This is a genomic window from Streptomyces sp. NBC_01197, from assembly GCF_036010505.1.
GTDB lineage: Bacteria > Actinomycetota > Actinomycetes > Streptomycetales > Streptomycetaceae > Streptomyces.
Map to the genome: position 1 here is coordinate 5,201,175 of NZ_CP108569.1, position 24,255 is coordinate 5,225,429.

Genomic DNA, 24,255 nt, shown 5'->3' on the forward strand with positions numbered 1-24,255 from the left:
TTGGCAGGGCGCAGCTTGGCAGGGCGCAGCCGTCAGGTGGCAGGCGTCAGTACCTTGGTGTTGACCGAGTCGAAGTCCTCGACGCACTTGCCCGTCCCCCGCGCCACGCACTCCAGCGGCGTCCCGGCGACGGTCACGTTGATGCCGGTGGCCGACGCGATCCGCAGATCCAGACCCGGCAGCAGCGAACCGCCGCCCGTCAGGACGATCCCGTGCTTCATCACGTCGGCCGCCAGCTCCGGCGGGCACTCCGCCAGAGTCGACTGCACTGTGGCGACGATCGCCTCGATGGGCTCGTGCATCGCGGCACGGATCTCGGCGGCGGTGAGGATGAGCGCGGTCGGCACCCCGTTGTCCTTCTCGCGCCCCCGTACCGTGCAGGTCCGGCTCTCCAGCGCCTCGTCGTCCGGGAGCGGCCAGGCCGAGCCGATCTCCAGCTTGACCTCCTCGGCGGTCCGCTCGCCGATCAGCAGGTTGCGCTCCCGGCAGATGTGCTCGGCGATCGCCGCGCTCATCCGGTCGCCCGCGAGCCGCAGCGACCGCGAGGTGACGATGCCGCCCATGGAGATCACGGCGACCTCGGTCGTACCGCCGCCGATGTCGACGACCATGGACCCCCGCGGCTCGTCCACCGGCAGTCCCGCGCCCATCGCAGCCGCCATCGACTCGTCGAGCAGATGGACGGTACGGCCGCCCGCCTCCTGTGCGGCCTGCACGATCGCCCGCAGCTCCACCGGGGTCACCCCGGTCGGCATGCAGACCACCATCCGGGTGCGGGTCCGCCTGCCTTTGAGTGCCTTGCGTACGAAGTACCTGATCATTTCTCTGGCGGCCTCGTAGTCGCCGATCACCCCCTCCCGCATCGGGCGGAGCGCGGAGACCGAGTCCGGGGTGCGTCCGAGGCTCTCGCGCGCCTCGTCACCGATGGCCGGGGCCCCGCGCCCGCCCTCGCGCACCGCCACCACGGAGGGTTCGTTGAGCACGATGCCCTTGCCGCGGACGTAGAGGAGCGTGTTCGCCGTACCGAGATCAATACCTATGTCCATATTTGGTAAGTCTGGCCTGACAAGGGGGTATTCCGCGCGCCGGAGTGCTCCGAACCGGGGGTACGGGTTCGCACGGGACGGGCGGAGTCCGGGCCCGCCGGGACCTCCGTAGACTGGTCCCGTGAGCGAGCCCGACCCTTTCGACGAAATCGTCGACGCAGCGACCGACCTTCCCTCAGCCGACGACGCGGTACCGGCGGGGGAGACACCGTCGTCCCCCGACCAGGCGGTGATCGAGGCCGGCAGCCGCACCCTGCGCACCCACGGCGGACCTCCGCCTGGCGACGGGGTACCGGCCAGGCCCGCCGACCCGGAGGTGGACAGGGCGCTGCGCGCGGTGGAGCAGGAGCTCATCGGCCGCTGGCCCGAGACCAGGCTCGACCCCTCCCTCGTACGGATGGAGGCGCTGCTCGACGTCCTGGGCGGTCCGCACCGCGCGTACCCCTCGATCCACATCACCGGCACCAACGGCAAGACATCGACGGCGCGCATGGTCGAGGCGCTGCTCGGCGCCCTGGAGCTGCGTACCGGGCGGTACACCTCGCCGCACGTCCAGTCGATCACCGAGCGCATCAGCCTGAACGGTGAGCCGATCGAGGCCGAGCGGTTCATCGAGACGTACGAGGAGATCAAGCCGTTCGTCGGGATGGTCGACAAACGGCAGGAGCACCGGCTCTCCTTCTTCGAGGTCCTCACCGGAATGGCGTACGCCGCCTTCGCCGACGCGCCGGTGGATGTCGCCGTCGTCGAGGTCGGGATGGGCGGCAGCTGGGACGCGACGAATGTGATCGAGGCCCCCGTCGCCGTCGTCACCCCGATCTCGCTGGACCACACGGACCGCCTCGGCTCCACGCCCGCAGAGATCGCCGGCGAGAAGGCCGGGATCATCAAGCAGGGCGCGACGGTCATCCTGGCGCAGCAGCCGGTCGACGCCGCCCAGGTGATGCTGAAGAAGGCCGTCGGGATGGACGCCACGGTCGCCCGCGAGGGCATGGAGTTCGGCGTCGGCAGCAGGGAGATCGCTGTCGGCGGCCAACTCCTGACGCTGCGCGGCCTCGGCGGTGACTACGAGGATGTCTTCCTCCCGCTGTACGGCGCCCACCAGGCGCACAACGCTGCGGTGGCCCTCGCGGCGGTTGAGGCGTTCTTCGGGGTCGGCGCGCAGCAGGCGCAGCGGCTCGACATCGACGTGGTCCGCAAGGCCTTCGCCTCGGTCACCTCGCCCGGCCGTCTCGAGGTCGTACGCAGCTCCCCGACGGTGGTCCTGGACGCGGCGCACAACCCGGGGGGCGCGCTGGCCTCCGCCGCGGGTGTCACCGAGGCTTTCAGCTTCTCGCGGCTGATCGGAGTGGTCGGGGCGAGCGGCGACAAGGACGTCCGCGGGCTGCTCGAAGCGTTCGAGCCGATCTTCGCGGAGGTTGTGATCACTCAGAACTCCACGCCCCGGGCGATGAGCGCGGACGATCTGGCCGCGATCGCCGTCGAGGTCTTCGGCGATGAACGCGTGGTGGTCGAGCCCCGGCTCGACGACGCTCTGGAGTCGGCGATCACGCTCGCCGAGGAGGAGGGCGAGTACGCCGGAGCGGGTGTCCTCGTCACCGGTTCCGTGATCACGGTCGGCGAGGCCCGGCTGCTCCTGGGAAGGCGCTGACCTATGCGCACGCTCTGCGCGTCCACCTTGATCGGTGAGTTCTTCGTGATCGGTTTCGCCGGTCTGGTCGCCATGAAGGGCGATCTGTCGGAGACCACCGTCTGGACGGTATGCGGTATCGGCATGCTTCTTTCCGTGCTGCTGTGCGGAATGCTGAGCCGTCCGGGTGCTGTCCAGATCGGCTGGGCGCTCCAGATCGCTCTGATCGCCAGTGGTTTCTTCGTACCGGTGATGTTCATCCTCGGGGCGGTGTTCGCCGGACTGTGGTGGGCGTCCGTCCACTACGGGCGGATCGTCGATGCGGCGAAGGCCCGCTGGGCGGAGCAGGCCTCCGCAGGGCCTGACGCTGCGTAATAGGCGCACGGCACGCCCTGTAGCCTGAGGGCTCGTTACCCCGGTCCCGCACCGCCCGTACTGAAGGAGTCCGTACAGTGAGCCAGCGCACGCTCGTTCTGCTCAAGCCCGACACCGTACGCCGCCGCCTGGTCGGCGAGGTCGTCGGCCGCATCGAGCGCAAGGCGGACTGGACCATCACGGCGATGGAGCTGCGGACGCTCGACCAGGACACGCTGGAGCAGCACTACGGCGAGCACAAGGGCAAGCCCTTCTACGAGCCGCTGGTCGAGTTCATGGCCTCGGGTCCCGTCGTCGCGCTGGTCGTCGAGGGCGAGCGGGTCATCGAGGGCGTACGCGCCCTGGCAGGCCCGACCGATCCGATCGCCGCCGCGCCCGGCTCCATTCGTGGTGATTTCGGCACCATCGTCCGGGAGAACCTCATCCACGCTTCGGACTCGGAGGAGTCCGCGGAGCGAGAATTGAAGATTTTTTTCCCGGGCGTATCCTGACATCATGTCAGCCGAATAGCGCTCGCAGCCTCGGGCGACCGAATTAATTCGGTCGCCCTTCGGCATATGCCGGGCGATTTCGGGAACGCATCGCACCGACATGACGTCACCATGACTGAGGCGGGCACAACTTCCGCCCACATGGCGGAGGACCCTAGCGCGGTGTCCGTGCAGGCGGCATTACGATGGAAGCCTTCACACCCACTAGCGCTCACTTCGCCTACCAAAAAGCCAATCGCTCCACTTGGGAAGGCCCGACGCATCCTCATGGGGAACAAGGGGAACTCAATGTCGTTCATCGGCCGTGACATGGCTATCGACCTCGGGACTGCCAACACGCTGGTGTACGTCAGGGGTCGAGGAATCGTCCTCAACGAACCCTCCGTCGTCGCCATCAACACCAACACCGGCGGGATCCTCGCCGTAGGCGCCGAGGCGAAGAAGATGATCGGCCGTACACCGGGCAACATCGTTGCCGTACGGCCGCTGAAGGACGGCGTGATCGCCGACTTCGAAATCACCGAGCGGATGCTCCGCTACTTCATCCTGAAGATTCACAAGCGCCGCTACCTGGCCCGGCCGCGCGTCGTCGTCTGTGTCCCCTCGGGCATCACAGGGGTCGAGCGCCGCGCCGTCATCGAGGCGTCCACCCAGGCGGGAGCCCGCCAGGTGCACATCATCGAAGAGCCCATGGCCGCCGCCATCGGCTCGGGTCTGCCCGTCCACGAGGCCACCGGCAACATGGTGGTCGACATCGGCGGCGGCACCACCGAGGTCGCGGTGATCTCGCTCGGCGGAATCGTCACGGCACAGTCGATCCGGGTCGCCGGCGACGAGCTGGACAACGCGATCATCCAGCACATCAAGAAGGAGTACTCCCTCCTCCTCGGTGAGCGCACCGCCGAACAGATCAAGATCACGATCGGCTCCGCGTTCGACCTGGAGAAGGACGAGCACACCGAGATCCGCGGCCGGGACCTCGTGTCCGGGCTGCCCAAGACCGTGGTGGTCTCCGCCGCCGAGGTCCGCAAGGCCATCGAGGAGCCGGTCAACGCCATTGTCGACGCCGTCAAGACGACGCTCGACAAGTGCCCGCCCGAGCTCTCCGGCGACGTCATGGACCGCGGCATCGTCCTCACCGGCGGCGGGGCGCTGCTCCGCGGCCTGGACGAGCGGCTGCGCCATGAGACGGGCATGCCCATCCACATCGCCGAGGACCCGCTCGACTCCGTCGCCCTCGGATCGGGCAAGTGCGTCGAGGAGTTCGAGGCGCTCCAGCAGGTCCTGGACGCCCAGCCCCGCCGGTGACGGTCCCCGGGATTGAGCCGTACGGGGCACGTCCGCCCCGTACGGCGGATCGTTGAGGTAAAGAGTCCGTCCGTATCCGGGCCGGCCTCCGCCGCAAGGGAAAAGCTCCACAGACGCAGAACTCCACAAACGCATATGAATTCCGACGAGGAAGGCACGGCCTCCGCACGTGAGGGACACACGAGAGAGCCGGCTGCTCCTGGTGCTGCTGATCGCCATCGCGTTCGCGCTGATCACGGTGGACATCCGCGGCGGTGAGGCGTCTCCGGTGGATGGCGCCCGGCACGCCGCCGCCACCGTGTTCGGACCGGTCGAGAGCGGTGTCGCGGACGCCGTGAACCCGGTCGGCAACGCTATCGGTGCAGTACGGGACTCCGGCGACCGGCACAGCCGCATCAGCGCGCTGGAGCGTGAGAACACCGCTCTGAAGCACCAGCTCGGCAGCAGCGACCGCAACCGCAGCCGCGTGCGCCAGCTCGACAGCATGCTCAAGACCGCGGGCGCGGGCCAGTACGGGATCAAGGGAGCCCAGGTCATCGCGATAGGAGCGGCCCAGGGGTTCTCCTGGACGGTCACCATCGACGCCGGAACCGCCGACGGCATCAAGCGGGACATGACCGTGCTCAACGGGGACGGACTCGTCGGCCGGGTCACCACCGTCGGCCCCAACACCGCCACCGTGCTGCTTGCCAACGACCCCGACTTCACCGTCGGCACCCGGATGGAGAAGACCGATGAGGTCGGGTTCGCCACCGGCCGCGGCGACCGCCCGCTCTCGGTCCAGTTCCTGAACGGCAAGGCCGAGGTCAAAAAGGGCGACCGGCTGGTCACCTTCGGCTCCAGCAACGACAAGCCCTTCGTACCCGGGGTGCCGGTCGGCCAGGTCGTCCGCGTGGACCCCTCGGGCGGCGACCTCACCCGTACGGTCTACGTCCGCCCGTACGTCAACTTCACCAAGCTCGACCTGGTCGGCGTCGTCGTGGAGCCGCCGCGCAGCAACCCGCGCGACACGGTCCTCCCCGCCAAGCCCGCCAAGCCGAAGCCCACCCCCACCGTCACGGTCACCGCCACGCCGTCGCCCGGCGCCAACGCCAACACCGACCCCAACGCCCCTCAGCAGTAGGAGCTGATCCGTATGCGTCTCAACCGGATGCTGCTCTCGGCCACGCTGGTGGTGGTCGCCCTGGTGATCCAGGTGAGCGTGCTCGCCCGACTCCAACTCCCCGGCGCCGTACCGGACCTGCTGCTGCTCACGGTGGTGGGCCTCGCCCTGGTGTACGGCCATGTGGGTGGCGCCCTGATCGGCTTCGGGTCCGGCCTGCTGGCCGACCTGGCCCCGCCCGCCGACCACGCCGCCGGGCGGTACGCGCTGGTGCTGTGCGTCATCGGGTACGCGGCCGGGCTCGCCAAGCCGGAGAACGGCCGTATCAGGTCTGTCACCGGACCGATGCTCGTGGTGGTCGCCGCCGCGGTCGGCTCCACCCTGCTCTACGCCGGCGTGGGCTCCCTCGTCGGTGACACCGCCGCCCGCCATGTGGGCCTGACCGGGCTGCTGTTCAGCGCCGCGGTCTACGACCTGCTGCTCGCGCCGTTCACCGTCCCGCTCATCATGGCGCTGGCGAGACGCGCCGAGAACGACCCGCTCGCCGAAGGCCGCGACACCGGCGGTGTCACGAGCGATGTCGCCACCGGCTGGCTGGCGACGGGCACCGGACTGAAGATCGGCAGTCAGCGCGGCGGCCTGCGCATGAAGGCGGCCAAGTCACGCGCGGCGAAGGCCGGACGTATCAAGGGGGTCAAGAGGCTGTGACACTGCGACACGCGGGGACACGGCCGTCGGATCCCGGCCGGACAATCAGTGGGGCACGGCTGTGAGCAATATTCCCGAGACCGGACGGACCTCGCGGGTCCGCATCCGGCTCGTCGTCATCCAGGTCCTTGTCTTCTCCCTCCTCCTCACCCTCGGCGGTCGGCTCTGGTACCTCCAGATCCGCAACGGTCAGGAGTACAGCGCGGAGGCCAGGAACAACCACGTCCAGCAGGTCGTCCAGCCCGCCGTGCGAGGCTCCATCTATGACGCGCGCGGGGTGCCGATCGCCGACAACGAGACCAAGCTCGTCGTCTCCGCCAACCGCACCGACCTGATGAGGATGAGCGACAACGGCAAGGCCGTCCTCACCCGGCTGGCCGGCGTGCTCGGGATGAAGCCCGCGGACGTCATCGCGAAGGTCAGGCTCTGCGACGCCAAGACACCGAAGCCGTGCTGGAACGGTTCGCCGTACCAGCCGATCCCCGTCACCGAGACCGCCACCACCCAGCAGGCGCTCCAGATCCGCGAGCGCACCGAGGACTTCCCCGGCATCACCGCCGAGCCCACCGCGGTCCGCAGCTACCCCGGCACCGGAGGCCTCAACGCCGCCCAGGTGCTCGGCTACCTCGGCCCGGTCACCGACCAGGAAGTCGCCAAGTCGAACAAGACGAACAACCCGCTGCTCCGCTCCGACCAGGTCGGCCGGGCCGGCCTGGAGTCCACGTACGACCAGCAGCTGCGCGGCAAGTCCGGCGTCACCCGCTACGAGGTGGACAACCTCGGCCGGGTCATCGGCAAGGCCGGGCAGACGGCGTCGCAGCCCGGCAGCTCCCTGGTCACCAGCATCGACTCCCGGGTGCAGGCGCTCACGGAGAAGGAACTGGACGCGACCATGAAGTCCCTCCGGAAAACCTACGACTCGGTCACCCACTCCAACTACAAGGCCGACTCGGGCGCGGCCGTGGTGATGGACGTGCACACCGGGCAGGTCATCGCCATGGCCAGCGCCCCGACCTACAACCCCAATGTCTGGGGCGGCGGCATCTCGGCCAAGAACTACGCCGAGCTCACCAAGGCGTCCTCCAACTACCCCCTGCTGAACCGCGCCATCCAGGGGCAGTCGGCGCCCGGCTCGACCTTCAAGGTCATCTCCACCAGCGCCGCCATCAACGCCGGGTACGCCCCGGACGGCGGTTACCCCTGCACCTCGTCGATGACCATCGGCAACCGCGAGTTCAAGAACTTCGAGGGCGAGAACTACGGGAGCATCAGCCTGGGCAAGGCCCTTGAGGTCTCGTGCGACACGGTCTTCTACCACCTGGCCTACGACCAGTGGAAGAAGGACGGCGGCAACAACCCCAAGCACCCCAAGGACTGGTTCTTCAAGACCGCCCGCGAGTTCGGGCTCGGCAAGAAGACCGGCATCGACCTGCCCGACGAGCTGGCCGGCCGGGTCCCGGACCGCGACTGGAAGAAGGCCTACTGGGAGGCCAACAAGGACGTCTGGTGCAAGCAGGGCAAGAAGAACGGCACCTACGTCGAGCAGATCGAGTACGAGAACTGCACCGACGGCAAGCAGGTCCGCGCCGGTGACTCCGTCAACTACGCGATCGGCCAGGGCGACACGCTGCTCACCCCGGTCCAGGAGGCGATGATCTACTCGGCCATCGCCAACGGCGGCACGATGTACCAGCCGAGCGTCGGCAAGGCGATCATCAGCGCCGACGGCAGGACGGTCCAGCCGATGAAGCCGAAGCGCATCGGCAGGCTCCCCGACACCAAGTCCACCGTCTCGTACATCGACAAGGCCCTTGAGGGCGTGGTCACCAGCGGTACGGCGGCCTGGCAGTTCGGCGGCTGGCCGCAGAACAAGATCCCCCTGCACGCCAAGACCGGCACCGCGGAGGTCGCGGGCAAGCAGACCACCGGGTGGCTGGCCACGTACACCAAGGACTACGCGATCGTGATGACGATCTCCCAGGGCGGTACCGGGTCCGGCTCCGCGGGACCGGCGGTCCGCAAGATCTACGAGGCGATGTACGGCATCGGCAAGGACGGCAAGCAGGATCCCAAGAAGGCGCTCCTGCCGAAGCCGCAGACGGCCCTGCCCAAGATCAACAAGGACGGTACGATCATCTCGCCCAAGATCACTCCGCCCAAGCCCGACCCGTCGCCGCCGGCGCCGTCCCCGTCGTCATCGGGCGGGCAGCAGATCGCGGCCGGACCGGGCAGGAAGGACTAGGACATGGGCGGTTTCTCCGTAGCGCGGTACGCCCCGGAGCAGGGCACCTGGTCCAAGCTGACCGCCCGCGACTCGCTGATGCGCAGGCTGGACTGGCCGCTGCTGATGTCGTCGCTCGCGCTGTCGTTCATCGGCATGATGCTGGTGTACTCGGCCACCCGCGGCCGCACCTCCCTCACCCACGGCGACCCGTACTACTTCCTGCTGCGCCACGCCATGAACACCGGCATCGGCGTCGGCCTGATGATCGGCACCATCTGGCTCGGCCACCGGACCCTGCGCGGCGCGGTCCCGATCCTGTTCGGCATCTCCGTACTGATGATCCTGGCGGTCCTCTCGCCGCTCGGGCAGACCGTGAACGGTGCGCACGCCTGGATCGTCATCGGCGGCGGATTCTCGCTCCAGCCCTCCGAGTTCACCAAGATCACGATCATTCTGGGGATGGCGATGATCCTCGCCTCCCGGGTGGACGCGGGTGACCAGGAGCATCCCGACCACCGCACGGTCGCCAAGTCGCTCGGGGTGGCCGCCATCCCGATCCTGATCATCATGCTGATGCCGGACCTCGGCTCGGTCATGGTGATCGCGATGATCGTCCTCGGCATCCTGCTGGCCTCCGGCGCCTCCAACCGCTGGGTGATCGGGCTCATCGGCACCGGCGTGATCGGTGCCATCGGGGTCTGGAAGGCCGGGCTGCTCGACCAGTACCAGATCGCCCGCTTCGCCGCCTTCGCCAACCCCGCGCTCGACCCGGCGGGCGTCGGCTACAACACCAACCAGGCGAGGATCGCGATCGGTTCGGGCGGCCTGCACGGAACGGGCCTCTTCCACGGCTCGCAGACCACCGGGCAGTTCGTCCCCGAGCAGCAGACCGACTTCGTCTTCACCGTCGCCGGCGAGGAACTCGGCTTCCTGGGCGCCGGACTGATCCTGGTCCTGCTCGGCATCGTGCTCTGGCGCGCCTGCCGCATCGCGCGGGAGACGACCGAGCTGTACGGCACGATCGTCGCGGCCGGGATCATCGCCTGGTTCGCCTTCCAGGCGTTCGAGAACATCGGGATGACGCTCGGCATCATGCCGGTGGCCGGGCTTCCGCTGCCGTTCGTCTCGTACGGAGGGTCCTCGATGTTCGCCGTGTGGGTCGCGATCGGGCTGCTCCAGTCGATTCGGGTGCAGCGGCCCATGTCGGCCTGATCCCCCGGCGGATTCCCCGGCGGGCGGCGGGGGCCGCCCGCCGGGGTACGCTGGATGGTCATCCCTGCCCGCTCATGAGAGACACCACCATGCCTGTCGAGTCGGTCGAGTCGGTCTTCCCGCGACTGGAAGCGCTTCTCCCGCACGTCCAGAAGCCCATCCAGTACGTGGGCGGAGAGCTGAACTCCACCGTCAAGCCGTGGGAGAGCTGTGACGTCCGCTGGGCGCTGATGTACCCGGACGCGTACGAGGTCGGGCTGCCCAACCAGGGCGTCATGATCCTTTACGAGGTACTCAACGAGCGCGAGGGCGTCCTCGCCGAGCGCACGTACAGCGTCTGGCCGGACCTGGAAGAACTGATGCGCGAGCACAAGGTGCCGCAGTTCACGGTCGACGCGCACCGCCCGGTGAAGGCGTTCGACGTCTTCGGGCTCTCCTTCTCCACCGAGCTCGGCTACACCAACATGCTCACCGCCCTGGATCTCGCGGGCATCCCGCTGGACGCCGAGGACCGGACCCTCGACGACCCGATCGTGCTCGCGGGCGGCCACGCGGCGTTCAACCCCGAGCCGATCGCCGACTTCATCGACTGCGCGGTCATCGGCGACGGCGAGCAGGCGGTCCTGGAGATCACCGAGATCGTCCGCGCCTGGAAGGCCGAAGGGCGTCCCGGCGGCCGCGACGAGGTGCTCTTCCGGCTCTCGAAGACCGGCGGTGTCTACGTTCCGCGCTTCTACGATGTCGAGTACCTGCCCGACGGGCGTATCGCCCGCACCGTGCCCAATAGGTCGGGCGTGCCGTGGCGGGTCTCCAAGCACACCGTCATGGACCTCGACGAGTGGCCCTACCCGAAGCAGCCGCTGGTCCCGCTCGCCGAGACCGTCCACGAGCGGATGTCCGTCGAGATCTTCCGCGGCTGCACCCGCGGCTGCCGTTTCTGCCAGGCCGGCATGATCACGCGCCCCGTGCGGGAGCGAAGCATCACCGGCATCGGCGACATGGTGGAGAAGGGCCTCAAGGCGACCGGTTTCGAAGAGGTCGGCCTCCTGTCGCTGTCGTCAGCCGACCACAGCGAGATCGGTGACATCGCCAAGGGCCTCGCCGACCGGTACACCGAGGACAAGGTCGGCCTCTCGCTGCCGTCCACCCGGGTGGACGCGTTCAATATCGACCTGGCCAACGAGCTCACCAGGAACGGCCGCAGGTCCGGCCTGACCTTCGCCCCCGAGGGCGGCTCCGAGCGCATCCGGAAGGTCATCAACAAGATGGTCTCGGAGGAGGACCTGATCCGTACGGTCTCCACCGCGTACGGCAACGGCTGGCGCCAGGTGAAGCTGTACTTCATGTGCGGCCTGCCCACCGAGACCGACGAGGACGTCCTCCAGATCGGCGACATGGCGGTCAACGTCATCGCCGAGGGACGCCGCGTCTCCGGCCAGAACGACATCCGCTGCACCGTCTCCATCGGCGGCTTCGTGCCCAAGCCGCACACCCCCTTCCAGTGGGCCCCGCAGCTGTCAGCCGAGGACACCGACGCCCGGCTCACCAAGCTGCGCGACAAGATCCGCGGCGACAAGAAGTACGGGCGCTCGATCGGCTTCCGCTACCACGACGGCAAGCCCGGCATCGTCGAGGGCCTGCTCTCGCGCGGCGACCGCAGGGTCGGCTCGGTCATCCGCGCGGTGTACGAGGGCGGCGGCCGCTTCGACGGCTGGCGCGAGTACTTCAGCTACGACCGCTGGATGAAGGCCGCCGAGCAGACGCTCCCCGGCTTCGGCGTGGACGTCGACTGGTACACGACCCGTGAGCGCACGTACGAGGAGGTCCTGCCCTGGGACCACCTGGACTCCGGTCTCGACAAGGACTGGCTCTGGGAGGACTGGCAGGACTCGCTCGACGAGACCGAGGTCGAGGACTGCCGCTGGACGCCGTGCTTCGACTGCGGGGTGTGCCCCCAGCTCGACCTCGACATCCAGATCGGGCCGACCGGGAAGAAGCTTCTGCCGCTGACCGTCGTCAACAAATAGCCCATGCGTGCGCGTGGAGGCCCTGCCCTGCGGCAGGGCCTCCACTGCGTTCCGGAGCGGTTTCCGCGGCGTCGTGCCGACGTCCGGGAACCTGCCGTGCTCCGTGCGCGTACTCTGGGTGGTAGTACATCGACTGTCCCCGAAGCGGCAGCCGGACCAGAGATCTCCCAGCACGGCACCTACTCCGCCGGACTGGGGTGAGCCGGTCCGATGCCCCGGGAACCCCGCCGTAGGGCGGCGCGCCCCCCGCGCCAGCCCCGCACCGAGGAGAAGAACCACTGGGCAAGCGACAGCCCGAAGGCCCGCCGCCCGCACCGGCGGTGCAGCGCATCCGACTGCGCTACACCAAGCGCGGCCGCCTCCGGTTCACCAGCCACCGTGACTTCCAGCGCGCCTTCGAGCGCGCGCTGCGCAGAGCCGAGGTGCCGATGGCGTACTCGGCGGGCTTCACGCCGCATCCGAAGGTGTCGTACGCCAATGCCGCACCCACCGGCACCGGCAGCGAGGCCGAGTTCCTGGAGATCGCCCTCACCGAGGCGCGTGACCCCGGGACGCTGCGGAAGCTGCTCGACGAGTCCCTCCCGGACGGGCTCGACATCACCGACGCGGTCGAGGCGCACACCTCGGGTCTCGCCGACCGGCTGACCGCCTCGGTATGGGAACTGCGCCTGGACGGCGTGGAGTTCGAGGAGGCGGAGAGGGCCGTGGCCGCGTTCGTCGCCGCCGGGACGGTCGAGGTCCAGCGCCGCACCAAGAACGGCGTACGGACCTTCGACGCCCGCAGCGCCGTGGCCGATCTGCGGGCCGTCCGCCCCGAGCCCGGCGCGGACGCCGGGACCACCGGAGCCGACGGCGCCGAGCCGGTCAATAGGCCGGGAGGTGAGCGCTGTGCGATACTGCGGCTGGTTGTTCGGCACGTGACACCTGCTGTGCGACCCGACGACGTCCTGTCCGGTCTCCGCGTTGTGGCCGACCTCGCGCCGCCGGTCCCCGCAGCGGTGACCAGGCTGGCGCAGGGGCTCTTCGACGAGGAGTCCGGCACGGTGACCGACCCGCTCTCGCCCGACCGCGAGGCAGCCCCGGCCGCTCCACCCACGGCCGCCGGAACCGCCACCCACCGGCATTCCGCCGACGGGACACCCGCGACGGTGTGAGACGGACCTCTCCGGCCCCCGGGCCGCGGAGGCGGTCCCGCCGCGTAAGGACCAGTTGTTGTAGCGCAGCCCTCGTATCCGGGAGCCACCTGGGTCGGGCAGCGCACTGACCAGAAGACTTTCGCCAGGCCGTACGTACATCGCGTAGGGAACCGGCGAGCCAGACATCAGCTCCCGTGCGGCGCCCGCGCCCCGGACGAGCGGAACCGCGTATCTGACGCGGACCGTGCCGGACCGGACACAGACGCGGCGCCCGGGAGCGTGACGGGAGAACCGCCCGCAATGCTTGAGTCGAACGATTCCGGTACCCCCGGAGCAAACGAAGAGACCAGTCCCAGCGACACGCTGCCCCCGCGCCGTCGGCGCAGGGCCGCGTCGCGCCCCGCAGGCCCGCCGGCCGGCGCGCGGAACGGCACCGCTGAAGCGGCCGGAACAGTGACGTCGGCCATACCGGCCGCGGAGGCTGCCGCGGCCGACTCCGGCGCCGGTGAGACGGCGCCGCCCGCCCGCCGCCGCGCCACCCGTAAGGCGACCGCACCCGCGGGTTCCGCCAGGGCCACCGAAGCCGCGCCCGCCGAAGCGGTGAGCGAGGAGCCCGCCGACGAGGCTCCCGCCGCCGAAGCGCCGCGCGGCCGTGCCCGCCGCCGCGCCTCCGCCCCCGCGGGCGCACCGCAGGCCGAGGCCACCGCGGAATCGGCCGCGGAACAGGCAGGGCCGTCCGAAGCGCCGCCCACGAGGTCACGCCGCCGGGCCACCCGGTCCACCGGCGCACCCGTGGACGAGTCGCAGACCACCCAGGCCGTCGTGGCCGCTGCTGAGCCGGAGGCCGTCGTGGCCGATGAGACCGTGCGGAACACCGAGTCGGCCGACTCCGCCGACACGCAGGACGCCGCCCCGGCGCGCACCCGCCGCCGTGCCACCCGTAAGGCCACCGCACCCGCCGGTGCGCCGAAGAGCTCCGAGGCTCCGGACGCGGCGAGCACCACGACCGGGACCGCCGGGGCAGCTGAGACCGCTCCGGCCGACGGTTCCGGTGAGTCGGGTGAGTCCGCCGTGACGCAGGACGCCGCTCCGGCGCGTACCCGCCGCCGCGCGACCCGTAAGGCCACCGCGCCCGCCGCGGCCGAGCAGCCCGCCGCCGAGCAGGCGCCGCAGGCCGCCGAGGCCGCAGCGCCCGCCGCCGAGGCTCCGGCCGCCGAAGCACCGCGCGGTCGCAGCCGCCGCCGTGCCACCTCGCCCGCCGCCAGCCCGCAGTCCAGTCCGCAGCCCGACGCCGCGGGTGAGAGCCTGCCGGAGGCCGTGGCCGAGGCGCTCGCCGAGGAGACCGAGGCCGCGCCGCGCGGACGCAAGCGCCGCAGGGCCGAGTCCCCGCAGTTCACCGCTGTCGGCGAGAAGGAGAAGGAGAAGGCACAACGCCCCGCGGAGCCCGCCGAGGCAGCGGAGCCCGGACGCTCGCGCCGCCGTGCGCAGCGCCCCGCCGTGGCTGTCTTCCAGGCCCCCGTCTTCGCCGAGCCGATGTTCCAGACGCCGGAGACCGCTGCCGCGGCCGCCGCCGCCCGGCCCGCCGAGCCGGAGGAGGACGACGAGGTCGTGGCCGCGGTCGAGGAGACCGCCAAGGCTCCCGAGCCGGCCGAGTCCGCGCCGCAGGGTGGCGCCCGCGGCCGTCGCCGCCGTCGCCGGGGCGAGCCCGCCGAAGCCGAGAAGGCTCCCGAGCAGGTGGCCGCGCCCGTGACCGAGCAGCCCGCGGCCGATGAGGCCGAGGCCGACGAGCAGTCCGCCGAGGAAGCGCAGCACGGAGAAGAGTCCGACGAGTACGGTGACCGGCCCTCGCGCCGCCGCCGCCGGGGCGGCCGCCGCCGCCGTCGTGGCGAGTCCGGAGACACGGACGACAACGACCGCGACGACCGTGACGAGCGACGCCACGAAGACAACGAAGCCGAGGAGGAGGGTCCGGACGAGGCCGAAGCCCACGAGGGCTCCGGCGCGGACGACGAGGACGACGAGCACGCGGCCTCCGGGTCCAGCAGCAGCCGCCGTCGCCGTCGCCGCCGCCGTCGCAGCGGTGACGCGGGCACCGACGCCGACGCCGTGGCCGACGACCCGGAGCGCACGGTCGTCAAGGTCCGCGAGCCGCGCAAGAAGGAAGCGGCCGAGCGCGAGCCCGGCACCGGCTTCGACGAGGTCCAGTCCATCAAGGGCTCGACCCGCATGGAGGCGAAGAAGCAGCGCCGCCGCGAGGGTCGCGAGCAGGGCCGCCGTCGCGTCCCGATCATCACGGAGGCCGAGTTCCTGGCCCGCCGTGAGGCCGTCGAGCGCGTGATGGTCGTCCGCCAGCACGGCGAGCGCACCCAGATCGGCGTCCTCGAGGACAACGTGCTGGTCGAGCACTACGTCAACAAGGAGCAGGCCACCAGCTACGTCGGCAACGTCTACCTGGGCAAGGTCCAGAACGTGCTGCCGTCGATGGAGGCCGCTTTCGTCGACATCGGCAAGGGACGCAATGCCGTCCTGTATGCCGGTGAGGTCAACTTCGAGGCACTCGGCATGGCCCACGGGCCGCGCCGTATCGAGACCGCGCTCAAGTCCGGCCAGTCGGTCCTGGTCCAGGTGACCAAGGACCCGATCGGCCACAAGGGTGCCCGCCTGACCAGCCAGGTCTCGCTGCCCGGCCGCTACCTGGTCTACGTGCCTGAGGGCTCGATGACCGGCATCAGCCGCAAGCTGCCCGACACCGAGCGGTCCCGGCTGAAGACCATCCTCAAGAAGATCGTCCCCGAGGACGCGGGCGTCATCGTGCGCACCGCGGCCGAGGGGGCCAGCGAGGACGAGCTGCGCCGTGACGTCGAGCGGCTCCAGGCGCAGTGGGAGGACATCGAGAAGAAGGCGAAGAGCGGCGGCAGCAGCAATGCCCCGACGCTGCTCTACGGCGAGCCGGACATGACCGTCCGGGTCGTCCGCGACATCTTCAACGAGGACTTCTCGAAGGTCATCGTCAGCGGTAACGAGGCCTGGGACACGATCCACGGCTATGTCGCCCACGTCGCCCCCGACCTGGCCGACCGGCTCTCGCGCTGGACGTCCGAGGTCGACGTCTTCGCGACGTACCGCATCGACGAGCAGCTGATGAAGGCGCTGGACCGCAAGGTCTATCTGCCCAGCGGCGGGTCGCTGGTGATCGACAAGACCGAGGCGATGGTCGTGGTCGACGTCAACACCGGCAAGTTCACCGGTCAGGGCGGCAACCTCGAAGAGACCGTGACGAAGAACAACCTGGAGGCGGCCGAGGAGATCGTCCGCCAGCTGCGGCTGCGGGACCTGGGCGGCATCGTCGTCGTGGACTTCATCGACATGGTGCTGGAGTCCAACCGGGACCTGGTGCTGCGGCGCCTGCTTGAGTGCCTGGGCCGGGACCGTACGAAGCACCAGGTCGCCGAGGTCACCTCGCTCGGCCTGGTCCAGATGACCCGTAAGCGGGTCGGCCAGGGGCTCCTTGAGTCCTTCTCCGAGACCTGCGTCCACTGCAACGGGCGCGGCGTGATCGTGCACATGGAGCAGCCGACGTCGGCCGGTGGCGGCGGTGGCAAGCGCTCCAAGAAGCGCGGTCGCGGCGGCGCGGACCAGGAGCAGACGGCCGACCACGAGCACACGTCGGAGCAGGGCCCCGACGAGGCGCACGACCACGAGGCGGACACCGAGTACATCGATGTGGTCGCCGTGCCGGACGAGCCGGAGAGCTTCGTACCGGACGAGGAGCTGTACAGCAGCCCCGCCGAGGCGGAGGCGGCCGCCACGCGCAGCCGCGGCCGCCGCCGGGCGACCCGTAAGGTGTCGGCCCCGGCCGGCGCTCCGAAGGGTGCGCAGCCGGAGCCCGAGCCGGTCGTCGCCGAGCCGGTCGCTTCCGAGCCCGTGAGCGAGCAGCCTGCCGCTCCCGAGCCGGTCGCTGAGCCGGTGGCCGCCCAGCAGCCGGCCACTGAGCCCGAGCCGGTCCAGGAGGCCGCTCCGGCCCGTGGCCGCCGCCGGGCGACCCGTAAGGCCACGGCCCCGGCCGGTGCGCCCAAGGCAGCCGACGAGACCGCGGAGATCGTGGTCGAGGAGGCCCCGGCTCCCGTGGTCGAGGAGCCGCAGGCGCCCGCCGAGCCGGCCGCCGACGCCGCCCCGCCCCGGGCCCGCCGCCGCGCGACCCGTAAGGCAACCGCCCCCGCGGGCGCGGCCGATGCGGCTGTCGTCGTGGTCGAGTCCCCGTCGGACGAGGCCCCCGCCGGTACGGAGGCCGAGGCACCGGCCAAGAAGACGGCCGCGCGCAAGACGGCCAAGAAGGCGCCCGCGAAGAAGGCGGCGGCCAAGAAGACCGCGGCGAAGAAGACCACCGCGGCCAAGAAGACGACGGCCAAGAAGGCGGCGAAGAAGTCCGCCGCCGCCGAGGAGCAGCCGGCGTCCGGAGTCACCGCCTCCACCGAGGACTGACCCGCGTCGGTCCGTCAGGCGAAAGGTGCGGCCCTCCTCCGGGAGGGCCGCACCTGTCTGCGGGGCAACACCCCTGGGTCCCTCAGGGGCCCGCCCCGGGGGCCGGTTTGACCCCCCGGACCCCGACCCGTAGCCTTACCCCTCGGCGTGTTTCCTGTGCGCCACACCTCTGAGCAACTCCCTCCTGGCTCCGCCGGGAGAGGCCGCTCGTCCATTCCGGATCGTCGCGGGTCCCCGGACCCGTGTGAGCGGCTGGCATCAGAGGGCCGATTCCGAGCGAAAGAGAGATCCGCGTGTACGCCATCGTGCGCAGCGGTGGTCGTCAGCACAAGGTTGCTGTCGACGACATCGTTGAGGTTGACAAGATTCCCACCGCCAAGGTTGGCGACACGGTCGAGCTCTCGACCCTGCTCGTGGTCGACGGTGACGCGGTCACCAGCGACCCGTGGGTGCTTGCCGGTATCAAGGTCCAGGCCGAGGTCGTGGACCACCACAAGGGCGCGAAGATCGACATCCTTCGCTACAAGAACAAGACCGGCTACCGCCGTCGCCAGGGTCACCGCCAGCAGTACACGGCGATCAAGGTCACCGGTATCCCCGCGGCTGCGAAGTAAGGGACTGAGACATGGCACACAAGAAGGGCGCATCGTCCACTCGGAACGGGCGCGATTCCAATGCTCAGCGGCTCGGCGTGAAGCGCTTCGGCGGTCAGGTCGTCAACGCCGGTGAGATCCTGGTCCGCCAGCGCGGCACCCACTTCCACCCGGGCACCGGCGTCGGCCGTGGCGGCGACGACACGCTGTTCGCGCTGAACCCCGGTTCGGTCGAGTTCGGCACGCACCGCGGCCGCAAGGTCGTGAACATCGTTCCGGTCGCCTGATCACCGGGCTGCCGTAGAGCGATCTGTCGAGGGCGGACCAGGTTTCCCGTTGCTTACGGGAAGCCGGTCCGCCTTCGTCGTGTTACAGGTAAGACAATTCCGTACGCCCCCTCTGCCCTAAAGGCGTGGGGGGACCCCCAGGAGGCACCGAACCATGACCACCTTCGTGGACCGCGTCGAGCTGCATGCCGCCGCGGGTAGCGGGGGCCACGGCTGCGCCTCCGTACACCGTGAGAAGTTCAAGCCGCTCGGCGGACCCGACGGCGGCAACGGCGGGCGCGGCGGCGACGTCATCCTCGTCGTCGAGCAGGCCGTGACCACGCTGCTCGACTACCACCACAGCCCGCACCGCAAGGCCACCAACGGCCAGCCCGGCGCCGGTGACAACCGATCGGGCAAGGACGGGCACGACCTCGTACTGCCCGTGCCGGACGGCACCGTCGTCCTGGACAAGGACGGGAACGTCCTGGCCGACCTGGTCGGCCAGGGCACCACCTTCGTCGCGGGCCAGGGCGGCCGCGGCGGCCTCGGGAACCACGCGCTGGCCTCGGCCCGCCGCAAGGCACCTGGGTTCGCGCTGCTGGGCGAGCCGGGGGAGTCCCGGGACATCGTCCTGGAGCTCAAGACCGTCGCCGACGTGGCGCTCGTCGGCTACCCGAGCGCCGGCAAGTCCTCGCTGATCTCGGTGCTGAGCGCCGCCAAGCCGAAGATCGCGGACTACCCGTTCACCACGCTCGTCCCCAACCTCGGTGTGGTGACGGCCGGTTCGACCGTCTACACCATCGCGGACGTCCCCGGTCTCATCCCCGGTGCCAGTCAGGGCAAGGGGCTCGGCCTGGAGTTCCTGCGGCACGTCGAGCGCTGCTCGGTGCTCGTGCACGTGCTGGACACCGCGACCCTGGAGTCCGACCGCGACCCGGTCTCCGACCTCGACATGATCGAGGAGGAGCTCAAGCTGTACGGCGGCCTGGAGAACCGGCCCCGCATCGTCGTCCTCAACAAGGTCGACATCCCCGACGGACAGGACCTCGCCGACATGATCCGCCCGGATCTGGAGGCGCGCGGCTACCAGGTCTTCGAGGTGTCCGCGGTGGCCCATCTGGGCCTGAAGGAGCTGTCGTTCGCGCTGGCCGGCATCATCGCCGAGGCGCGCGCCGCGAAGCCTGCCGAGGAGGCCACCCGGGTCGTCATCCGCCCGAAGGCCGTCGACGACGCGGGCTTCACGGTCAGCTTCGAGGAGGAGGAAGGCGTCTACCGCGTCCGCGGCGAGAAGCCCGAACGCTGGGTACGCCAGACCGACTTCAGCAACGACGAGGCCGTCGGCTACCTCGCCGACCGGCTCAGCCGTCTCGGCGTCGAGGACCAGCTGATGAAGGCCGGTGCCCGTGCGGGTGACGGCGTGGCCATCGGCGCCGAGGACAACGCCGTCGTCTTCGACTGGGAGCCGACGATGATGGCGGGCGCCGAGATGCTGGGCCGCCGCGGCGAGGACCACCGCCTCGAAGCGCCCCGGCCCGCCGAGCAGAAGCGCCGGGACCGCCAGGCCGAGCGGGACGCGTCGGACAAGGAGTACGACGAGTTCAAGCCGTTCTAGCAGAACCGCACAGGTTCTGACGGAACCGCACAGCATGGCGGAGGCCCGGGAACGCCGACGCGTTCTCGGGCCTCCGGCCGTTTCGCCGACTGTTCCGGGCCATCGCGCAGACCTGTCACCGCGGCTGGTTCTTCGAAAGCGCACAACCTATGGCTGTCCACAGGTGTCTAGCAAGCGGGTGGATGACCAACCACCCATGAACGCGGGCCTGCGGTGTCATGACGGGGGTTGTGCACCGGCCCGGAAGAACGGAAGCGGAGTTACGGGGCAGATGAAGATCTCCTTCCTCATCCATACGGTCTACGGGATCGGCGGCACGATCAAGACCACACTGAACCTGGCTGAAGAGCTCGCCGACCGGCACGAGGTCGAGATCGTCTCGGTCTTCCGGCACCGGGAGATCCCGTTGTTCCGGATCGACCCCCGGATCACCGTCGTACCCCTGGTCGACACCGATCCCGCCTCGATGGCCAATGAACTGGAGCATCCGCTCCAGCGGCTGCCCTCCCAGTGCCTGCCGGCGGCCGAGGCGCGTTTCAAGGAGTACAGCAAGCTCTCCGATCAGCGGGTGCGCGAGCACTACGCCACGTCGGACGCGGAAGTCGTCATCGGTACCCGGCCGGGCCTGGTGGCGTACGTCGCCCAGTTCGCGCCGGCCGGTGCGGTGCTCATCGGCCAGGAGCACATGACGCACAACCATCACAAGCAGGCCCTGCGCTCCCAGCTGTACGAGCATCTGGCCGCGCTCGACGCCTTCGTGACCGTCTCCGAGGGCGACGCCGCCGTGTACCGCGAGAAGATGCCGCTGCCCGCGACCCGGGTGCTCGCGATCCCCAACAGCGTTCCCGAACCGCCCGTCGCACCGTCCGACGGCAGCGGCACCACCGTGGTCGCCGCCGGGCGGCTCGCACCGGAGAAGCAGTACCAGGTACTGGTCGACGCCTTCGCCGAGGTGGCTGCCGAACGCCCCGACTGGACCCTGCGGATCTACGGCGGTGGCTCCGAGCGCCCGAAACTCAGGGAGCGCATCGAGGCCAGGGGTCTGCACAACAGGGTCCATCTCATGGGCCCCCACTCGCCCATCGAGCCCGAGTGGGCCAAGGGCGCCATCGCCGTGTCCACCTCCCGTCACGAATCCTTCGGGATGACGCTGGTCGAGGCGATGCGCTGCGGGCTGCCGGTCGTCTCCACGGACTGCGACTACGGTCCCCGCGAGATCATCGAGGACGGCGTGGACGGGCTGCTCGTGCCCGTCGGCGACAGCGCCGCGGTCGCCGCCGCGCTCCTGAGACTCATCGGCGACGAGGAGCTGCGCCGCCGGATGAGCGCGGCGGCGCTCGCCAACGCCCGCCGCTTCGACCCCCGTCAGGTCACCGAGCAGTACGAGAAGCTCTTCACCGAGCTGCGCCCGCAGGCCGCGGGCCGCGCGGGACGGCCGGCGTTCGCACCGGAGGCGGACTGTGTGGTGCGGCCGGACGGCGAGCTGACCGTCACCCTCGTACCGGGCCCCGATGACCCGGCGGGGGACGACGGGCGGCGGCTGCTCTGCTCGCGCGCCGACGACCGGGCCGACCAGCGCTCGTACCCCTTCGACGCGGACGGTGTCGCGGTCGTCCCGGCCGGCGAGAAGTTCGCCGAGGGGGTCTGGGACTTCTACGCCGAGACGGCCGGCTCCGGGCGGCGGGTTCGGATCGCCGCCCGCTCCGTGGACCAGCGCGGCCCGTTGCGCCCCGCGGGGAGCGGCGAGGGCGTACGCAACCAGGTCGCCTACCGGCTCAAGGACAAGGGCTTCCTGACCATGCGCAGCTGGAACAGACCCGTGCACGCCGAAGCCGGGGACATCGGTGTCGACGGCACTCAACTCACCATATCGGGGCGGCTGATGGGGTCGGCCGCACCCTCAGGGGATCCGGTCCTGCTGCTGCGCCGCCGCGGTGGCAGGAGTGAAGAGCTCGCCTTCCCTGGCAGCCGCGAGGGCACCGATGGCTTCCGGGTCGCCTTCCCCGCCGCGGGCCCCGCCGCCCGCCTGCTGACCAGGAACGACTACTGGGACGTGTGGCTGCGGTACGCACCGCAGGAGCGGCCCGTGAAGATCGGCCGCATCCTCGACGACGTCGTGGACAAGAAGGCCGTCTACTCCTGCCCGCCGGCCCTGGTGCGCAAAAAGCGCCCCTGGGGGGCGCTGCGCAAGGCCGTACGGAAGGTCCGCGGCAGGCCGCAGCAGTGGGTCAGGGTGCGGCCGTACTACACCGTGAGCAACGACCTGGCCCTCACCGTGGCGGACGTCCAGCCATGAGTTACTCTCGCACCCTGTGGCGTCGGTCACTCACAGTGGCTGGGGGGATCCAGGTCTCTTTCCTGCCCTTAGGGTGAACACGCGGTATCGCAAGGGTTGTGGAGGCTTGTCGTCCACCTTGCGAGACGGTCACGGAGAGTGCGACCATCACACCGTTCCCTCGTCATCGCAAGGTAGGTCGTCTGTGTCTGTGCAGCACAAAGCAACCAAGCCCCGGACTACAGCAGTCGTTCTCGCCGGTGGTACCGGCCAGCGCGTGGGTCTGTCGATCCCCAAGCAACTGCTGAAGATCGCCGGGAAGGCTGTGATCGAGCACACCCTGACGATTTTCCAGCAGGCCGACTCCATCGACGACATCATCGTGCTGATGGCCCCGGGCTACGTACCGGACATCGAGAAGATCGTCGCCAAGTCCGGTCTCACCAAGGTCACCCGGATCATCGAGGGCGGCTCCACCCGCAACGAGACCACCGAGCGCGCCATCTCCGCCCTCGGCGAAGGGCTGGCCGAGGGCGAGGACCGCAACGTCCTCTTCCACGACGCCGTGCGCCCGCTGCTCTCGCAGCGCGTGATCAAGGACTGCGTGGACGCGCTGGAGCGCTACCAGGCCGTCGACGTCGCCATCCCGTCCGCGGACACGATCATCGTGACCCGCACCCACGGCGGGGACGGCGAGTTCATCACCGATGTCCCGGACCGCTCCCGGCTGCGCCGCGGGCAGACCCCGCAGGCCTTCAAGCTCTCCACGATCCGCCGGGCGTACGCCGTCGCAGCGGGCGACCCGAACTTCCAGGCCACCGACGACTGCTCGGTCGTGCTCAAGTACCTGCCGGACGTGCCGATCTACGTGGTCGCGGGCGACGAGTACAACATGAAGGTCACTCAGCCCGTCGATGTCTTCATCACCGACAAGCTGTTCCAGCTGGCCTCCACCGCGGCCCCGCGCCAGGCCGACGAGGCCGCCTACCGCGAGCTGCTGACCGACAAGACCCTGGTGGTCTTCGGCGGTTCGTACGGCATCGGCGCCGACATCGCCGCCCTCGCCGAGTCCTACGGCGCGAAGGTGTACGCGCTGGGCCGCTCCACCACCGGTACGCATGTCGAGAACCCGGAGCACGTCGACGACGCGCTCTCCAAGGCGTACTCGGAGACCGGCCGGATCGACTACGTCATCAACACCGCGGGCGTGCTGCGCATCGGCAAGCTGGCCGAGACGGACAACACCACCATCCAGGAAGCGCTGAACGTCAACTACCTGGCGCCGGTGCAGATCGCGCGCGCCTCGTACAAGTACCTGGCGGAGACCAAGGGCCAGCTGCTGCTCTACACCTCCAGCAGCTACACGCGGGGTCGCGCCGAATACAGCCTGTACTCCTCCACCAAGGCGGCCATGGTGAATCTCACCCAGGCCCTCTCGGACGAATGGGCCGGTGACGGCGTCCGGGTCAACTGCGTGAATCCGGAGCGCACGGCGACCCCGATGCGCACCAAGGCGTTCGGCCAGGAGCCCGAGGGCAGCCTGCTCTCGTCGGAGGCCGTGGCCCGTACCTCGCTGGACGTCCTGCTCTCCGAGCTGACCGGCCACGTCATCGACGTACGCCAGCAGGACCCGACGCGCGACGCCAGCGCGGAGGCGTCGGGGTTCGAGCAGGCCCTGGCCTCAGTGCTGGACCGTCAGGAAGATGTGTAATACTTCCCTGGCATAACTAGACGTTCCTTTTCGGGCCTCTGTGATCGCGTCGCG

The 24,255-nt window shown here is 69.9% G+C and carries 17 protein-coding genes; 16 read left to right on the forward strand and 1 reads right to left on the reverse strand.

All coding sequences use genetic code 11. The features are described 5' to 3' along the window. Positions 1-32: 32 nt before the first annotated feature. Positions 33-1,046, reverse strand: coding sequence for a rod shape-determining protein (locus tag OG452_RS23795; protein WP_327297611.1), 1,014 nt, complete (start codon positions 1,044-1,046; stop codon positions 33-35). Between the two features lie 121 nt (positions 1,047-1,167). Between OG452_RS23795 and folC the strand changes: the two genes are divergently transcribed. The 16 genes from folC (at position 1,168) to OG452_RS23875 (ending at position 24,201) form a co-directional block, all read left to right on the forward strand. Beyond that, positions 1,168-2,697 (forward strand): bifunctional tetrahydrofolate synthase/dihydrofolate synthase, encoded by a 1,530-nt coding sequence (gene folC / locus OG452_RS23800; protein WP_327297612.1) that lies wholly within the window; start codon positions 1,168-1,170, stop codon positions 2,695-2,697. A gap of 3 nt (positions 2,698-2,700) precedes the next feature. Then, complete coding sequence (locus tag OG452_RS23805; protein ID WP_327297613.1) at positions 2,701-3,051, forward strand: DUF4233 domain-containing protein; 351 nt, start codon at positions 2,701-2,703, stop codon at positions 3,049-3,051. A 77-nt stretch (positions 3,052-3,128) separates the two neighbouring features. Beyond that, positions 3,129-3,542 carry a nucleoside-diphosphate kinase gene (gene ndk, locus OG452_RS23810; RefSeq protein ID WP_327297614.1) on the forward strand — a complete coding sequence of 138 codons (414 nt, stop codon included), beginning with the start codon at positions 3,129-3,131 and terminating at the stop codon, positions 3,540-3,542. 288 nt (positions 3,543-3,830) lie between these two features. After that, entirely contained in the window at positions 3,831-4,850 is a 1,020-nt protein-coding gene (locus OG452_RS23815; RefSeq protein WP_327297615.1) for a rod shape-determining protein, read from the forward strand. A 169-nt stretch (positions 4,851-5,019) separates the two neighbouring features. Beyond that, complete coding sequence (gene mreC / locus OG452_RS23820) at positions 5,020-5,973, forward strand: rod shape-determining protein MreC (protein WP_327297616.1); 954 nt, start codon at positions 5,020-5,022, stop codon at positions 5,971-5,973. Between the two features lie 12 nt (positions 5,974-5,985). Further along, complete coding sequence (mreD, locus tag OG452_RS23825) at positions 5,986-6,660, forward strand: rod shape-determining protein MreD (protein ID WP_327297617.1); 675 nt, start codon at positions 5,986-5,988, stop codon at positions 6,658-6,660. Between the two features lie 61 nt (positions 6,661-6,721). After that, complete coding sequence (gene mrdA / locus OG452_RS23830; protein ID WP_327297618.1) at positions 6,722-8,902, forward strand: penicillin-binding protein 2; 2,181 nt, start codon at positions 6,722-6,724, stop codon at positions 8,900-8,902. 3 nt (positions 8,903-8,905) lie between these two features. Next, positions 8,906-10,096: a rod shape-determining protein RodA gene (rodA, locus tag OG452_RS23835; protein WP_327297619.1), complete on the forward strand. Its 1,191-nt coding sequence runs from the start codon at positions 8,906-8,908 to the stop codon at positions 10,094-10,096. 89 nt (positions 10,097-10,185) lie between these two features. Beyond that, on the forward strand, positions 10,186-12,123 hold the full coding sequence (locus tag OG452_RS23840; protein ID WP_327299751.1) for a TIGR03960 family B12-binding radical SAM protein: 1,938 nt from the start codon (positions 10,186-10,188) through the stop codon (positions 12,121-12,123). 320 nt (positions 12,124-12,443) lie between these two features. Next, positions 12,444-13,277, forward strand: a complete 834-nt coding sequence (locus OG452_RS23845; protein ID WP_327297620.1) for a TIGR03936 family radical SAM-associated protein — start codon at positions 12,444-12,446, stop codon at positions 13,275-13,277. 282 nt (positions 13,278-13,559) lie between these two features. Next, positions 13,560-17,741: an Rne/Rng family ribonuclease gene (locus OG452_RS23850; protein ID WP_327297621.1), complete on the forward strand. Its 4,182-nt coding sequence runs from the start codon at positions 13,560-13,562 to the stop codon at positions 17,739-17,741. A gap of 293 nt (positions 17,742-18,034) precedes the next feature. Further along, complete coding sequence (rplU, locus tag OG452_RS23855; protein WP_164265538.1) at positions 18,035-18,355, forward strand: 50S ribosomal protein L21; 321 nt, start codon at positions 18,035-18,037, stop codon at positions 18,353-18,355. Between the two features lie 11 nt (positions 18,356-18,366). Continuing rightward, the gene (gene rpmA, locus OG452_RS23860) at positions 18,367-18,621 is read left to right on the forward strand and encodes a 50S ribosomal protein L27 (RefSeq protein ID WP_164265539.1); all 255 of its coding nucleotides are present in this window, start codon (positions 18,367-18,369) and stop codon (positions 18,619-18,621) included. Between the two features lie 154 nt (positions 18,622-18,775). After that, positions 18,776-20,215: a GTPase ObgE gene (gene obgE / locus OG452_RS23865; protein ID WP_327297622.1), complete on the forward strand. Its 1,440-nt coding sequence runs from the start codon at positions 18,776-18,778 to the stop codon at positions 20,213-20,215. Positions 20,216-20,486: 271 nt separating this feature from the next. Continuing rightward, on the forward strand, positions 20,487-22,511 hold the full coding sequence (locus tag OG452_RS23870) for a glycosyltransferase family 4 protein (protein ID WP_327297623.1): 2,025 nt from the start codon (positions 20,487-20,489) through the stop codon (positions 22,509-22,511). Between the two features lie 184 nt (positions 22,512-22,695). Beyond that, positions 22,696-24,201: a bifunctional cytidylyltransferase/SDR family oxidoreductase gene (locus OG452_RS23875; RefSeq protein WP_327297624.1), complete on the forward strand. Its 1,506-nt coding sequence runs from the start codon at positions 22,696-22,698 to the stop codon at positions 24,199-24,201. Positions 24,202-24,255: the final 54 nt, after the last annotated feature.

What these genes read in the sequence shown, in the direction of transcription:
- OG452_RS23795 (WP_327297611.1), bottom strand. Translation starts at nt 1,046, where the DNA reads ATGGACATAGGTATTGATCTCGGTACGGCGAACACGCTCCTCTACGTC.
- OG452_RS23805 (WP_327297613.1), top strand. Translation starts at nt 2,701, where the DNA reads ATGCGCACGCTCTGCGCGTCCACCTTGATCGGTGAGTTCTTCGTGATC.
- OG452_RS23815 (WP_327297615.1), top strand. Translation starts at nt 3,831, where the DNA reads ATGTCGTTCATCGGCCGTGACATGGCTATCGACCTCGGGACTGCCAAC.
- mreD (WP_327297617.1), top strand. Translation starts at nt 5,986, where the DNA reads ATGCGTCTCAACCGGATGCTGCTCTCGGCCACGCTGGTGGTGGTCGCC.
- rodA (WP_327297619.1), top strand. Translation starts at nt 8,906, where the DNA reads ATGGGCGGTTTCTCCGTAGCGCGGTACGCCCCGGAGCAGGGCACCTGG.
- OG452_RS23840 (WP_327299751.1), top strand. Translation starts at nt 10,186, where the DNA reads ATGCCTGTCGAGTCGGTCGAGTCGGTCTTCCCGCGACTGGAAGCGCTT.
- OG452_RS23850 (WP_327297621.1), top strand. Translation starts at nt 13,560, where the DNA reads ATGCTTGAGTCGAACGATTCCGGTACCCCCGGAGCAAACGAAGAGACC.
- rpmA (WP_164265539.1), top strand. Translation starts at nt 18,367, where the DNA reads ATGGCACACAAGAAGGGCGCATCGTCCACTCGGAACGGGCGCGATTCC.
- obgE (WP_327297622.1), top strand. Translation starts at nt 18,776, where the DNA reads ATGACCACCTTCGTGGACCGCGTCGAGCTGCATGCCGCCGCGGGTAGC.
- OG452_RS23870 (WP_327297623.1), top strand. Translation starts at nt 20,487, where the DNA reads ATGAAGATCTCCTTCCTCATCCATACGGTCTACGGGATCGGCGGCACG.